Annotated in this window: 12 protein-coding genes; 6 read left to right on the top strand and 6 right to left on the bottom strand. The window is 30.6% G+C overall.

Annotated features, from left to right (window positions below; all coding sequences use genetic code 11):
* Positions 1–104 precede the first annotated feature (104 nt).
* The 4 genes from BCB68_RS02605 to BCB68_RS02620 form a co-directional block, all read right to left on the bottom strand.
* On the bottom strand, positions 105–2,597 hold the full coding sequence (locus BCB68_RS02605) for an FtsK/SpoIIIE family DNA translocase (protein ID WP_094079414.1): 2,493 nt from the start codon (positions 2,595–2,597) through the stop codon (positions 105–107).
* 198 nt (positions 2,598–2,795) lie between these two features.
* The gene (locus BCB68_RS02610; protein ID WP_094079415.1) at positions 2,796–3,173 is read right to left on the bottom strand and encodes a DUF1304 domain-containing protein; all 378 of its coding nucleotides are present in this window, start codon (positions 3,171–3,173) and stop codon (positions 2,796–2,798) included.
* A gap of 63 nt (positions 3,174–3,236) precedes the next feature.
* Positions 3,237–4,010 (bottom strand): type I methionyl aminopeptidase, encoded by a 774-nt coding sequence (gene map, locus BCB68_RS02615; protein ID WP_094079416.1) that lies wholly within the window; start codon positions 4,008–4,010, stop codon positions 3,237–3,239.
* A gap of 92 nt (positions 4,011–4,102) precedes the next feature.
* The gene (locus BCB68_RS02620) at positions 4,103–4,735 is read right to left on the bottom strand and encodes an adenylate kinase (protein ID WP_094079417.1); all 633 of its coding nucleotides are present in this window, start codon (positions 4,733–4,735) and stop codon (positions 4,103–4,105) included.
* 209 nt (positions 4,736–4,944) lie between these two features.
* Between BCB68_RS02620 and BCB68_RS02625 the strand changes: the two genes are divergently transcribed.
* The 4 genes from BCB68_RS02625 (at position 4,945) to fucO (ending at position 9,177) form a co-directional block, all read left to right on the top strand.
* Complete coding sequence (locus BCB68_RS02625; protein ID WP_094079418.1) at positions 4,945–5,913, top strand: type I phosphomannose isomerase catalytic subunit; 969 nt, start codon at positions 4,945–4,947, stop codon at positions 5,911–5,913.
* Between the two features lie 69 nt (positions 5,914–5,982).
* Positions 5,983–7,194 (top strand): MalY/PatB family protein, encoded by a 1,212-nt coding sequence (locus tag BCB68_RS02630; RefSeq protein ID WP_094079419.1) that lies wholly within the window; start codon positions 5,983–5,985, stop codon positions 7,192–7,194.
* A 189-nt stretch (positions 7,195–7,383) separates the two neighbouring features.
* Positions 7,384–7,896: a peptide-methionine (S)-S-oxide reductase MsrA gene (gene msrA / locus BCB68_RS02635; RefSeq protein ID WP_094079420.1), complete on the top strand. Its 513-nt coding sequence runs from the start codon at positions 7,384–7,386 to the stop codon at positions 7,894–7,896.
* A 132-nt stretch (positions 7,897–8,028) separates the two neighbouring features.
* The gene (fucO, locus tag BCB68_RS02640; protein WP_094079421.1) at positions 8,029–9,177 is read left to right on the top strand and encodes a lactaldehyde reductase; all 1,149 of its coding nucleotides are present in this window, start codon (positions 8,029–8,031) and stop codon (positions 9,175–9,177) included.
* Between the two features lie 55 nt (positions 9,178–9,232).
* Here the strand turns inward: fucO and BCB68_RS02645 are convergent, their stop codons facing one another.
* A complete protein-coding gene (locus tag BCB68_RS02645; RefSeq protein ID WP_094079422.1) occupies positions 9,233–9,811 on the bottom strand; it encodes a biotin transporter BioY in 579 nt (192 codons plus the stop codon).
* Positions 9,812–9,883: 72 nt separating this feature from the next.
* The gene (locus tag BCB68_RS02650) at positions 9,884–12,838 is read right to left on the bottom strand and encodes an autotransporter domain-containing protein (protein ID WP_094079423.1); all 2,955 of its coding nucleotides are present in this window, start codon (positions 12,836–12,838) and stop codon (positions 9,884–9,886) included.
* A 225-nt stretch (positions 12,839–13,063) separates the two neighbouring features.
* Between BCB68_RS02650 and hemA the strand changes: the two genes are divergently transcribed.
* Positions 13,064–14,080: a glutamyl-tRNA reductase gene (gene hemA / locus BCB68_RS02655; protein ID WP_094079424.1), complete on the top strand. Its 1,017-nt coding sequence runs from the start codon at positions 13,064–13,066 to the stop codon at positions 14,078–14,080.
* Between the two features lie 9 nt (positions 14,081–14,089).
* A complete protein-coding gene (hemC, locus tag BCB68_RS02660; RefSeq protein ID WP_094079425.1) occupies positions 14,090–15,037 on the top strand; it encodes a hydroxymethylbilane synthase in 948 nt (315 codons plus the stop codon).
* The last annotated feature ends 14 nt before the right edge of the window (positions 15,038–15,051 follow it).

Genomic DNA, 15,051 nt, shown 5'->3' on the forward strand with positions numbered 1-15,051 from the left:
TCAAACAATAGAAGATTTTTTTATCTCTTATTTTCAATTTTGTATACATAGTGTATTTTACCATTTTTTTCAAATAATCTCAATCAGCATTACAAAAAATTTTTTTACTTATTCAAATCTTCATTTAATATCTGACCATCATCACTAATTACTCCATTATCTTTTAACTGATTATAAATTCTTGAAGCTCTGTTAAATCCTGTTTTCAATTTTCTCTGAAGCAGTGAAATTGATACTCTTTGCTCCTCCCTTATCACTTTTACCGCATTATCAAAAAATGGATCTAAGTCATTTTCTTCTTCGTAAGTTTCTTCCAAAACTTCATTTCGATATTGAACTTTTTTACTTTTTTTCAATGTATCTGTCAAATTTTTAACTTCTTCATCTGAAATATAAGCTCCTTGTATTCTCTCTAACTTAGAAGAACCATTTGCAAGTAAAAGCATATCTCCTTGTCCTAGTAATTTTTCAGCTCCCGATGTATCAAGAATCGTTCTTGAATCAATTTGAGAACGAAGTGCAAAGGAAATTCTGCTTGGAAGATTTGCCTTTATCATTCCTGTGATCACATCTGTTGACGGTCTTTGAGTTGCAACTACCAAATGTATTCCAACAGCTCTTGCTTTTTGTGCAATTCTTGCTATAGATTCTTCCACGCTATTCGATGCAACCATCATCAAATCTGCAAGTTCGTCAATAATTATGACAATATATGGCATTTTTTCAACAAAATTTAAGGAATTGTAACTTACAATATTTCTAACTCCATTTTCCATTAATTTTTTGTATCTGTTCTCCATTTCATTGACTGCCCATTTTAATGCAATTGCTGCTTTTTGCGGATCTATTATAACGGGAACAAGCAAGTGCGGAATGTCGTTATATGGCATAAGCTCCACCATTTTGGGATCAATCATTATAAATTTAACTTCTTTATCCGATTTTTTTGAAATCAAAGTTGAAATTATTGTATTTACTGCAACTGATTTTCCTGAACCAGTCTGTCCCGCAATAAGTAAATGTGGCATTTTTACAATATCTATAAATTTATCCCGTCCTACAATATTTTTTCCCAAAATTACTTTTAATTCACCTTTGTCAAGTTCATTATTTTTTATAATGTTGGCAAAATGAACATTTTCCTTTATCTTATTTGGAGTTTCAATCCCAATTGTATTTTTTCCTGGAATTGGCGCTTCTATTCTAATACTTTCTGCAGCCAGATTCATAGCAATATCGTCCGCTAAATTAGTTACTTTGCTCACTTTAATCCCTTTTGGAATAACGATTTCATATCTTGTTATCGTAGGCCCATATTCATAATTCACAACTTTTGCATCAATTCCAAATTCTTTTAAGACACTTTCCAGATGACTTACATTATCTCGTATACTTTTCTCAATTTTTCTTTTTGTTTCAAAATCCATCGGTTTTGATTTAAAAATTTTTTCAATTGATTTTTTTATAATTTCATTATACCCTTGATTTTTTTCCAATAAATTATTTGCCTCTTTTAATTTTTCTTCTAATTTTTTTTCTTTTTCAATCACTTCTTTGTTTTCAAAAGCTGAAAGTTTAGGAAATTGCTGAAAACTCAAGTCCTCTTCCAAATCTTTTTTTATCTTATCATTTTTAAATGGCGATAAAATTTCCAATTTCATACCTTTTTTTTGTTTTGAGTTTTCTTTTTGAATATCGTTGTCATTTTCTTCTTTTTTGTCATCTTTATTTTCAAATGTGTTTATTTCGCTTTTAAGATTGTTCTCAACAATTGATTTTTTTGAATTTTTATCTTCTTTAATTCCTTTATCTTGACTTTCTTTTTTTTCTAAAATTTCCATCCATTCTTTTTCTTTTTCTTTTAATTCCTCGTCAGAATAAACTTGTGTCTTTTGCAAAAAATTTTCCTTCGGCTTTTTTGAAATCTCAAAGCTTAATTTTTCATTTCTCGAATTTATAATTTTCTCTTTTAACATCTGTTTCTGATATTCTTTATAATTAGTCTTTTTTAATTTTTCAGCATATTTTTTTGCTGCCAATTTTCTTTTTTTCTCTTTATACTCATCACTTTTTGAATATCTAATCCACTCTTTTATATACTCATATCCAAATTCTATAAAATCCTTAACAACAAAAAAAATAGATACAATCATAAAAACAATAAGTAAAATTCCCATTTCAGAGGAACTGATTACTTTATAAAATGGCATACTTACAACTCCGCCTAAAACTCCTCCGCTCTGTTTATTAAATCCGTAACTAAGCAGCTCTCTTCCTGCTTCAATAAACGTTTTACTAAGCGGGTTTCCATGCAAAACAGAATTTCTAATTAAAATTAGTGACAAACTCAAAAACCATCCGATAAAAGCAATTATTTTCCCACGAGTGACATTCACTTTTTCCAAAAAAAATACAAAAGCTCCATAAGCAATTGCAGAAAGTCCTAAAAACCAAGTCATTTTACCAAAAAACATCAAAATTAGTGAAAACAAATTGTCATTAGAACTTTTATCTGGTGAATTAATAACCAAAAGCAATATCAGTATTATCCCAGCTACAATCCAGATAAAACCTTCTATTTTTCTCTTTTTATTCATTTTTTTCTCCTTTCTTTCGATTTTTTATACCAACAAATATAATATTTTTATACACTTAATAATTTCATATTTTAGTAATTTATTATACAATATTTTTTTCATTTTGTCATTTTTTAAAATTTTACAAAATAAAAAATGCATTATTTATGTTAAATATTTTAACATTTTTATGCATTTATTATTTTAAATTTTCTTTTTTTATGAAATTAGTAGTGGTAATAATAAAGCTATTAATGCTAAAATTGCCGGAACTCCCTGTAATATAAATATTCTTTTAGATACTGTCACTGAGCCGTAAAATGCTGCGCAGATGATACAAACAATAAAAAATACTGCGATTTGAACTTGATATTCCGTTGCTTCAATCAAGCTCCAAATTAGTCCAGAAGCTAGAAATCCATTATATAATCCTTGGTTTCCAAGCATTTTTTTAACTCTTTCATCTCTCAAAAATTCCAAATCCAAATTAAACATCTTTTGAGTTGTCTTACTTTCGGTTCCATACATTTCGAGATATAAGATATAAAAATGCTCCAGTGCCACTAAAAGTATTAAAAATTTTGCTAATATACTCAAAATTATAATTTTTCCTTTCTAAAAAATAATATATTTTTTTACTGTTTATAAACTTTAGCTAAATTAATCTTTTAAACTTAAAATAACAGGTTTTCCGTCAATAATAGCGAGACTATGTTCATATTGAGCGGATCTTTTTTTATCTCTTGTAACAGCAGTCCACATATCAGGCAAGATTTTTACTTTATGAGTTCCCACATTTACCATAGGTTCTACTGTGATTACCATACCATTTTCAATTTTTGCACCAGTTCCAGCTCGACCATAATTTGGAATCATCGGATCTTCATGCATCTCTTTTCCAACTCCATGTCCAGCAAAATCTCTGACCAAAGAAAATCCATATTTTTCGACATATTCTTGAATTGCAGCTCCTATATCTCCAATTCTATTTCCAGCTCTTGCAGCTTCAATCCCAATTTCACGAGCCTTTTCAGTAACTTCCATCAACTTTTTAGAAGTTGCGTCAACTTCTCCAACAGCGTAAGTAGTCGCCGCATCTCCAAAATATCCGTCCAAAACTGTAACTGTATCAACTGTCAAAATATCCCCTTCTTTTAAGATCTTATCTTTACTTGGGATTCCATGAACAACAACTTCGTTTACAGAAATGCAAGTTGCAGCTGGATATGGCGGATATGGTCTTCCTATGTCATATCCTTTTGTTCCAGGAATCGCACCCTGACTTCTTATATAATCTTCTGCAATCTTATCCAATTCATAAGTGCTGACCCCAGCTTTTACATATTTTGGCAAAACATCTTCCAAAAGTCTTGCAATTATTTCATTAGCTTTTTTTATTTTTTTGATTTCTTCTAATGTTTTGTAAACAATCATTTCAATTCTTCTTTCTTTTTTTCTTTTTTTCTCTCTTTAACTCTTTTATTTTTTATTTATTATTTTAATTTTATGTTTTTTAGTTCTTTAATTTATTTTTCTAAAATTTCAACAATAGCTTGCGTAATTTCTTCCATTTTTTCTTTATGTCCACCAACGCTGTAAACTTTGTCTTGAGCTTTATAAAAATCCAAAACTGGCGCTGTCTGTTCTTTGTAAACTTTTAGTCTGTTTCTAACTGTTTCTTCATTATCATCTGGTCTTTGGTATAAATCTTCAGGGTTTTCATCAACTGGCGGATTGTATTTTATATGATAAATTTTTCCTGTTTTTTTCGACACTCTTCTTCCAGTTATTCTTTCGATAATTTCTTCGTCACTCACTCGAAGTTCTATAACTTTATCAATTTTTTTCCCAAGTCTATCCAAAATTTTGTCTAATTCCTGTGCCTGTGCCACAGTTCTAGGAAATCCGTCTAAAATAAATCCTTCTTCGCAGTCTTTTTCAGCAAGTCTTTTTTCCACAAGTCCGTCTACAATTTCATCTGAAACTAATTTTCCTTGATCCATAAGCTCTTTAGCTTGTAGTCCAAGCGGAGTTTTGTTAGCGATTGCCGCTCTCAAAATATCTCCTGTCGAAATTTGTGGAATCCCATATTTTTTAACCAGTTGTTTTGCTTGAGTCCCTTTTCCAGCACCTGGTGCTCCAAATAATACTATATTCATAATTTTTTCCTTTCCTTTCTTTCTTTTCTTTACTTTTTTCCTTCTTTCTTTTTATTTAACTTAACTAAATTTTATAATAATATAATAACATTTTACCAAATTTTTTTCAATGGCGACACGACAAAAAATTTTCAATTGTTTTTTTTTCATATAAATGTTATTATTAAAACACAAATATATAAAAATAATTAAAATCATGGAGGTTTTTTATGCTATATCCGTTAAAATTTAAAAAAGTTTTTATTGAAAAAATTTGGGGAGGAAAAAATTTAGAAAAAAAACTTAATATTCATCTTCCAAAAGATAAAAATATCGGGGAATCTTGGGAAATTTCCGCTCATCCGAATGGAATGGGAATTGCTCTAAATGGAAAACTGAAAGGTAAAACTTTGAAAGAAATTTATTCTGAATACAAAGATAAATTAGTTGGAAAAAAAGTTTTTGAAAAATATCCAGATAAATTTCCACTTCTTATAAAATTTTTGGATGTAAACGACAGACTTTCCATCCAAGTTCATCCAAGCGATGAAGTTGCAATGAAAAAACATAATGAATTTGGAAAAAGCGAGTCTTGGTACATTGTTTACGCAAGTGACGATGCCACTTTGATTTTGGGGACAAAACCTGGTGTCACAAAGGAAAAATTTTTGGAAAAAGTTAAGAATAATGATTTTAGCGACTTATTTGAAGAAAGATCTGTAAAAACTGGAGATTTTATTGACATAACTCCTGGAACTGTTCATGCAAGTTTAAAAGGAAGTGTGATTTTTGCAGAAATTCAGCAAAGTTCTGATGTCACTTACAGAATTTATGACTTTGACAGAATTGACAAAGATGGGAAAAAAAGAGAGCTGCATTTGGATAATGCCGCTGATGTTATTGATTTTGAAAAAAAAGTGGAAATTAAAAATACAAATTTTCAAAATGGAGAAAATAAAAAAAATATAATAAAAAATGAATTTTATTCAATTGATAAAATAAAAATTTTAAATTCTTATGAAGACTTTTGTTCTGAAAGCATGATAATTTATACTGTTTTAGATGGAAATGGAAAAGTTTTCTGGAATGAAAATGAATTTTTGGAACTAAAAAAAGGAGAAAATATTTTAATTCCAGTCGATTTAAAAGTACAACTTGAAGGAAACTTTGAGATTTTGAGAACGACAATTGAAGAATAAAAAACTGAGAAATTAAATAAATAAATAGAATAATAATTTAAATTATTTAACAGAAAGGCAGGAAATTTTATGAAATACAACTTTGATGAAATTATCGACAGAAAAAATAATCACTCTGTAAAATATTGTGAAATTGATAAAAAATTTGGAGTTGATAAAGACAGCGACATTATTCCGCTTTGGATTGCCGATATGGACTTTAAAACGGCACAACCTATAATTGATGCCATTCAAAAAAAAGCTGAGCACGGTATTTTCGGCTATGTCTACCGTCCCGATGAATATTTTGAATCGTTTATCAACTGGCAAAAGAGAAGATACAACTGGGAGCCAAAAAAAGAACTTGTAAGTTTTAGTATCGGTGTTGTTCCAACGCTTGGCTCTCTTGTCCAAATTTTTTCAAAACCAAATGACAAAATTTTGATTCAAACACCAGTTTATTCAGAATTTTACGATATTAACGAAGATAATAAAAGAATTGTAATAGAAAATCGTTTTATCGAAAAAGATGGAAAATATTCACTAGATTTAGTTGATTTGGAAAATAAATTAAAAGAAAAGCCAAAATTTCTTATCTTTTGTAATCCACACAATCCGCTTGGAAAAGTTTGGACTTACGACGAATTAAAAGCGATTGGAAATTTGTGTATAAAATACGGTGTCACTGTCATTTCTGATGAAATTCACTCAGATTTGACTTTGTGGGACAATCAACACATTCCCATGGCGAGTGTCTCTGAAGAAATACGAAAAAACACAATCACTTGCACTTCGACTGGAAAAGCATTTAATGTAGCGGGACTACAATGTGCGACAATTGTTTTCAACAACTTGGAAACAAAAGAAAAATTTTACCGATTTTGGAAAGACTTGGAAGTTCACAGAAACAACCCTTTTAACTTAGTTGCCACAATGGCTGCCTATTCCGATGAAGGTGAAGAATATTTGAAACAATTAATTGAATATTTACAAAACAATATTTTATTTTTAAATGATTTCTTCAAGAAATATATTCCAGAAATTAAGCCAAATGTGCCACAAGCGACTTACTTAGTTTGGCTTGACTGCCGAAAATTATGTGAAAAATTTGGATTTAATCAGAAACAATTGGAAAAATTTATGATAAAAGAAGCAAAAATTGGACTAAATTCTGGACAAAGTTTTCAAAAGGGACTTGAAGGCTTTATGAGACTAAATACTGCTTGTCCTAGAAGTATATTAGAAAAAGCTTTAAATCAATTGAAAAATGCAATTGAAAATTTTAAACATAAATATAATTAATACTTAACATTAAAATTACATATAAAATTGAATAAAATAGCAACAGTATTGATGTTTAGTGTTGTCTATACACAAAGCACTTTCTCTTCTCATAAAATTAAAAGATTATAATAATCTTTTTCTATTTAACTATTTATATAATGTATAGATATTGAAATAATAAAAAAATTAGAGGAGGTGCATTTTGATATGGAAAAAGAAATATATTTAGCTGGAGGGTGTTTTTGGGGAGTACAGGAATTCTTTAAAAAAGCTCCCGGTGTTTTAAAGACAACCGTTGGCTATGCAAATGGTCAAACTTTAGAAACTAGCTATGACATTTTAAAGATGACTGACCATGTGGAAACAGTTTATATAAAATATAATTCAGAAAAAGTTTCTTTAGACGAATTGCTCACTTATTATTTTTCAATAATTGACCCAACTAGTTTAAATAGACAAGGATACGACGAAGGTCGCCAGTACAGAACTGGAATTTACTACAAAGACCCTCATGACTTAAAAATTATCACAAAGAAAATGGAAGAAGAGCAAGAAAAATATTCTACAGATATAAAAGTTGAAGTCAAGAAACTAAATCACTTCATCCCAGCTGAAGATTATCATCAAAATTATTTGGAAAAACATCCAGACAAGGAATGTCACATTGATATGGAAAATGCCACAAAAATTTTTAAGAAAGAAAAAAAAGAAGAATATTAAAAGAAGCTTAAGTTTTTTAAGTTTCTTTTTTTATATTTTTTTAATCTTGACAATAAAATTTTTTGAGATACAATTATATTAGAGAAAAAAATAATAACAAATATTTTTTATAATAAAAGGAAGTGACTTGTTATGGCAAACCGTATCATTTTAAATGAAGTATCATATCACGGATTTGGTGCAATTGAATCTATTTCAAGTGAAGTAGAAAAAAATAAATTCAAAAAGGCTTTTATTTGTACAGATTCTGGATTAATCAAAGCTGGAGCTGCTAAAAAAATTACTGATGTACTTGATAAAGCTAATTTGGAATATTTAATATTTTCTGATGTTCAGCAAAATCCCACAATTGAAAATGTAAAAGCTGGAGTTGAAAAATTTAAAGAAAGTGGTGCAGATTATATTATTGCAATTGGTGGAGGTTCTGCTATGGACTGTGCCAAAGCTGTAGCAATTATTATAAATAATCCTGAATTTTCTGATGTTCGAAGTCTTGAAGGAGTTGCAGATACAAAAAATAAATGTGTTCCAATAATTGCAGTTGCAACTACAGCTGGAACAGCTGCTGAAGTTACAATAAATTATGTAATAACAGACACCAAAAAAAATAGAAAATTTGTCTGTGTTGATCCGCACGATATGCCAATAGTTGCAATAGTTGACCCAGGAATGATGATGACAATGCCAAAAGAATTGACAGCGGCAACTGGAATGGACGCACTAACTCACGCAATCGAAGGATTTACAACAAAAGCGGCTTGGGAAATGACCGATATGTTCCATTTAAAAGCAATTGAATTAATAGCAAAATATTTAAGAAAAGCTGTGGAAAATGACAAAGAAGCCAAAGAAAAGATGGCTCTTGCCTCATATTTAGCAGGAATGGGATTCTCAAATGTAGGACTTGGAATCGTACACTCAATGGCTCATCCGCTAGGAGCATTCTACGGAACTCCGCACGGTGTTGCAAACGCAATAATTTTACCAACCGTAATGGAATACAATGCTGAATATACAGGAGAAAAATTTAGAGAAATAGCAAAGGCTTTTGGAATAAAGCACACTCGAAAAATGACTCCTGAAGAATACAGAAAAGCAACAGTAGACGCTGTAAGACAATTGGCACATGATGTAAATATTCCTGAAAATTTAAAGGGAATAATGGATATAAAAGATTTGGATTTTATCGCTGAATCAGCTTTGAATGATGTCTGCACTGGCGGAAATCCACGAGATACAAACTTGGAAGAAATAAAAGAACTTTATAAAAAATTATTGTAATTTACAAAAAAATCTCCTAAGAGTTTTTCTCAAAGGAGATTTTTTATTTTTATATTTAATTTTTATCTTTTCCAATAACTTTCCACAATGTTGGAAGTAAAAGTGTAATTGTTGTTGATTTTATCGCATCTCCAGGAAGGAAAGGCAATACTCCAACCATAAACGCATTTTTACCAGGTACAAATAATGACAATACTATTGATCCAAGTGTTAAAATAATAGCACTTGAAAGTAGCAATGAGAAAAATGTTTTCACATAAGATTTTGTAACACCTTTGTCAGATAAGTATCCTAAAATTATTGTAGCTACAATATATCCTAAAATATATCCTCCTGTTGGTGAAAATAACGATCCTGATTTAAATCCAGCAAAAATAGGAGCTCCAAAGCTACCTGCTGCAACATATGAAAGTATAGTTGCTGTTCCCAATTTTCTACCGTATAATAACGCCATCAATGTAACTCCGAATGTTCCAAGCGAGATTGGCACTGGAGTGAAAGGAAGCGGAATTATAACTTGCGACATTAATGATAAAAATGCAACTCCACCTAACACTAAAAGAATATTTTTTAAAGTTTCTTTTTCTTTTGTTTCAAAATTTACAATGTTACTAATTAAAGTATTTTGTTTCATAAAAATCCTCCGTTAATTTTATTTTATAGTATTGTAACATCTGTTATCTAAAAAGTCAATAAATCTATTTTTTTAGAAGTTTACTCTCACTCCTGTTGTAAATACATTGTTATGTCCTTTTCCTTTTTTACCGCTGTCAACTGAACCGTCGTAATTTGCATACCAGCCAAAATTTTTATTCACTTCTGTCAATGCTCCGACTCCTACCCAAGTTCTATTTTTAGGTAAACCAATTCCTTTTACTTTAAATTTGGCATTAGACAGTCCTGTATAACTTGCATCAAAACTTAAGTCTTCGTTATTAAAGGCAGTTTGGTGAGTTACATAACCTTGGAATGTCGATTTGCTTCCACCTTTCCAGTCAACTGATTTTCCAACTCTTAGTCCAACTAATCCCGAAGTTTGAGCATATGTTTTTTTATCAGCTTTTAGACCAAATTGGCTGTTATCTTCTGAAAAAGAACCTCGTCTTACTGTATCATGAGAAACTCCAACAAATGGTGTCACAACAAAGTCACCTTTTTTATTTTTAAAGTCATATCCTGTTTCTAAGTATCCTGAAATTACTTTGTCATTATGATTAATTTTAGCTCTTGAAGCATCAGTCGGACTCAAAATAATATCTCTTTCGACATCACTATCCACAAATCCGATTCCTGCACGACCCTGTAAATATAAAGGATTTTCTTTATTTCCTAATCTTCCATACAATGAAACACCAAAGTTATTTGCATCAGATTTTCCACCGTATCTGTTAAATTTGACATTTGCTTTGGAATAAGATAATGCAGTTCCTAAAATCAAATTGTCGCCAAATTGTTTGTCAACTCCAACTTGACCACCGTAAACTTTAGTTTTTCCTTCAGCGTAACCATCCTGTTTCAATTTTCCGTTTGCTCCAAGTCCTGTTATCCAAAGTCCGAATTTATCTCCGACATTGTCAAGTGTTCCAAGCATTACAAGACGATTAGACAAGTCTTTATTCACTGTCTGTGATTGCTGGAAAGTTAGCGCTTGTGCTGAAGCGTAAATTTGTCCAGACAAACTGTCTAATATTGCTGCACTTGATGTATTTTTTGTAGAAAGTCCCTGTAATATCGCCGCTTTTTTCTCAAAGTTTTCTACACTTTGCGTGTTTCCATTTTCAACTTCTTCATCTAATTTTTGAAATGCTGTTTCTATATTTTCCGCTGTATTTTGCTGCATTTCATCAGAATTTTCAGAATCTTTTACATATGTTTCCACATTTTTACGGCTAAGGTTTGCTACAACTTTATTTCCGTTTCTTTGAACATCCACATTTACCAAATCTCTTTCATTTTCACCCTTTACAGTTCCTTCAACTGTTCCGTCTGAAGTTATTACATCATTTGTAATACCTTTAGCTGTAACATATTTATCCTGTCCATTTTGGTCTTTTGCTGCAACTTCTATCGCCACATCATTTAATTTGACATCTCCAACTACATGCAATGTGGAATTTGTATCTGTTTTAATTCTTGAATTTTCAAGTGAAATATATTTTCCAGCAAATGTTGTTCGGCCAGTATTTTCTATTGTTCCAGCATTTGTCACATCATTTTGTATAACTGCGTTTCTAGTGGCAAGTGTCGCTTGCGGTCTTACGTTAAGTGAAGAAGTGTAAACTCCATTTATTTGAACTTTTCCTGCATTTACTGTTGTATTTCCTGTGAATGTGCTATTTCCCGATAAAACCAATATTCCAGCTCCATTTTTAATCAAACCGGCATCTCCCGAAATATCATTTGAAAATGTGTAAGTTCCACTCGGTATATCAACTGTAACATTTTCATCTAACGCAAGTTCCTTACTAAATTTGGCAGGTCCATTTAGAGCTTTGTCAATATTTATAAGTCCCCAACCGTAAGTCGAATCCACTCCTGGATCCCCTATATCTGTCGCTGTCGACAAAATAGTCTGTCTTATAAGGCTCCCGTCCATCCAAGGATATTTTTCTTTAAGTAATGCCGCTGTACCTGAAACAACTGGCGCTGCATAAGAAGACCCTGAACCGACATATCTTTTACCTTTTATTTCAAAAACTTGATCTCCCACAACTGTAACTGTCCAGTTTTTGGCAACTCCTGCTGGTGTCAATGCAGTAAGATTATCCCAAGAAGTATTTCCCAAATCCGAATCTTTTTTAGAAGTTAGAGAAACTACATTTATCCAACCTTTTTGTAATGTATTATCAAAATAAGGCAAACTTGATTCAAGTGAAGGATTTTTATCTGCTGAGTTATTTCCCGCTGCCCAGACAAATAGTGCACCATTATTTACAGCGTTTTTATAAAATGTTAAGATGTCACTTCCTATCTGATTTCCATAATAATTAGACGCAGTTGAAGATGAGCTGAATTTAGTAACATCGCTATCCACTCCAAAAGACTGATTATAAATTTTTACTCCAGCTCCTTCCAATGCTTGATACATGCCAACGCTGACTTCTGGGTATGATTTTCCTTCATTATTTCGTTTCGCGGCATCAATTGCGTAAATTTCAACATTTTTTGCCGTTCCTTCAGTTGCGCCTCCTAAAAATGCAGCAACTACAACACCGTGGTCATCACTTTGACTAGGTTCAGCTGTGAACCCTGAAACCGTCAATTTGTGAAGTCTGCTTCCAAATTTTGCAGTTAAATCAGAAGCTAAAGAAGAATTTTCAAATCCTACATCAATAACCCCAACTTTTACACTATTTCCCTTATAAGTCGTATCTGAGTGGCTGTGCTGATTATCCTTGTCATAACTTACTGAAGAATCATTCCAAGCGATTGTTCCAGACGATACTGAAGGTGCTGTTGTTTGTGCAGGACCACTTGATGGTGGAATTGTAGGTTTTTCTACTGGATTTGAAGGCGCAACAGGTGTTGAAGAACCTATTGTGCTTCCACCTCCTCCACCTCCACCTCCGCAACTCACAATTGAAAAGGCAAGTATCGCTACTGCTACATATTTTGCATAATTAATTTTTTTTCTAAAAGAATTTTTTGAATTTTTATCCATAATTCACTTCGCCTCCATATTTTTTTATTTAACTACCTACCAAAAGTGTATCTTTTACAATTTATTTTACCATATTTTTCGTGAATTTTCCACAGAGTTGAATAAAATTTTTCTTCTTTACTAAATGAAAAAATATATTTTTATTGCTATTTTGTATAGTAAAATGTTATACTTTATTTGTTATATATAATTTTAAAATTATAAAATTTGGAGAGGAAATAATAGATGCAAAATAGTATTTTTTGCCAAAATTTTTTTGTAATTAGCTTCAGTTATAAAAAAATGTCGATTGAAGAAAGAGAAAATTTTGTAAAAAGTAAATATAAAACTAAGATTGAAAACTTTTTTGAAAAAGGGGATATTTTGGGATATGTTATTGTGGAAACTTGCCTTAGAATTGAAATTTATCTGGAAACTAAAAAAGATTTTGAGATAAATAATTTGATTTATCAATTTGATTTTCAAAATATCAACTTTTTAAAAAATGATGTGGCGATATTTCATCTATTTGACGTGATTTGTGGCTTGGATTCGGTTATAAAAGGCGAGGATCAAGTTTTGGCACAAATAAAAAAGGCATATTTTAAATGTTTAGAAAATAAAAAAACTTCTAAACTTTTAAATATAATATTTAACAGTGCAATAGAAACTGGGAAAAAATTTCGCACGGAAAGTAAAATTAATGAAAAAAATATGTCGCTTGATTCAATTTCAGTGAAATTTATAAAAGAAAAAGTAAAAAATATTGAAGACAAAACTATTTTTATAATCGGAGTTGGCGATTTAACTCAGTCAATTCTCACTTTATTTCATAAAATGGGACATAAAAATTTGATTGTGACAAATAGAAGCGAGAGAAAATCAACGGAATTAAAAAAAGTTTATGACAATATAAGAACCGCTAAATTTAGCCAAAAATATGAATTTATAAAAAAAAGTGATGTGATAATTAGTGCAACTTCTGCACCACATTTAATTGTGGAATATAGTGGAATAAAAGATATTTTACGTGATGAAAAAGAGCGCTTCTTCTTGGATTTAGCGGTTCCTAGAGATATTGACAGTAAAATTACAGCTTTTAAAAATATTTTTTTGTATAATTTGGACGATATTTGGGAACTTTATAATCAAAATGTGGAAAAACGGGAACAAATTGTGGAAAACTTTTTTTATATAATCAAAGAACAACTTGAAAAATTAAAAATTAAATTGGAAAAACAGAAAAAATATTCAAAAATTTAAGGAGAAAATGTGAAAAAGATTATTATTGGGACACGAGGCAGTATTTTGGCATTAGCTCAAGCTGAAAAAATTAAAGAATTGCTGCAAAAAAAATTTGATTTTTTCTTAAAAAATGATACAAAAAAAATTGAATCTATTTTTAAAGAAAATGTGAAAGAATTGGAAATTGAAATAAAAGTTATTGTGACAAAAGGCGACAAAAATATGCAGGATTTTGAAAAAATAAAATCTAATACACAAAAAGATTTGTTTGTAAAAGAAATTGAAAAAGAAATGCTAGAAAAAAAAATTGACCTAGCAGTTCATTCATTAAAGGATATGCCGCAAAAAACTCCAGAAGGTCTTATAAATATCTCTTTTCCTGCAAGAGAAGACTCAAGGGATGTCTTAATTTCAAAAACTGGAAAAAGTTTAAAAAATTTGCCAAAAGGCGTTGTAATTGGGACTGGAAGTGCAAGACGAAAAAAAGAAATTTTGAATTTGCGATGTGACTTATCTGTAAAAGGAATAAGAGGAAATATTCATACAAGACTAAAAAAACTTGAAACGGAAGACTACGATGCGATTGTTCTTGCTGCGGCAGGTTTAAAAAGAGTTGGATTAGAAAATAAAATTACTCAATATTTTAGTGATGATGAAATTATGCCGTCTCCTGGACAAGCTATTTTGTGTGTGGAATGTCGAAATGACGATGAAATTATAAAAAATTTCCTGCTTGAAATAAATGACTGCGATACAAAATTAATATGTGTTGCGGAAAGAGAGTTTTCAAAAATATTTGATGGCGGGTGCCACACTCCAATTGGCTGCTGTGCAAAAATTTTAGATGATAAAATTACGGTAAAAGGAATGTATTACAACGGAAATCAAAGAATTTCCTGCGAAATTTCTGGAAAAAAAGAAGATGCGAAAAAATTGGCACAAGAACTGGCACAAAAAATAAAAAAGCAAATATGAAAAAATTTTGAAAG

The organism is Leptotrichia sp. oral taxon 498 (genome assembly GCF_002240055.1).
In the GTDB taxonomy this organism is placed as follows: domain Bacteria; phylum Fusobacteriota; class Fusobacteriia; order Fusobacteriales; family Leptotrichiaceae; genus Leptotrichia; species Leptotrichia rugosa.

Coding starts and splice junctions, on each gene's coding strand:
- BCB68_RS02605 (WP_094079414.1), bottom strand. CDS start 2,597: ATGAATAAAAAGAGAAAAATAGAAGGTTTTATCTGGATTGTAGCTGGG.
- BCB68_RS02630 (WP_094079419.1), top strand. CDS start 5,983: ATGAAATACAACTTTGATGAAATTATCGACAGAAAAAATAATCACTCT.
- BCB68_RS02645 (WP_094079422.1), bottom strand. CDS start 9,811: ATGAAACAAAATACTTTAATTAGTAACATTGTAAATTTTGAAACAAAA.
- map (WP_094079416.1), bottom strand. CDS start 4,010: ATGATTGTTTACAAAACATTAGAAGAAATCAAAAAAATAAAAAAAGCT.
- hemA (WP_094079424.1), top strand. CDS start 13,064: ATGCAAAATAGTATTTTTTGCCAAAATTTTTTTGTAATTAGCTTCAGT.
- BCB68_RS02625 (WP_094079418.1), top strand. CDS start 4,945: ATGCTATATCCGTTAAAATTTAAAAAAGTTTTTATTGAAAAAATTTGG.
- BCB68_RS02650 (WP_094079423.1), bottom strand. CDS start 12,838: ATGGATAAAAATTCAAAAAATTCTTTTAGAAAAAAAATTAATTATGCA.
- BCB68_RS02620 (WP_094079417.1), bottom strand. CDS start 4,735: ATGAATATAGTATTATTTGGAGCACCAGGTGCTGGAAAAGGGACTCAA.
- fucO (WP_094079421.1), top strand. CDS start 8,029: ATGGCAAACCGTATCATTTTAAATGAAGTATCATATCACGGATTTGGT.
- msrA (WP_094079420.1), top strand. CDS start 7,384: ATGGAAAAAGAAATATATTTAGCTGGAGGGTGTTTTTGGGGAGTACAG.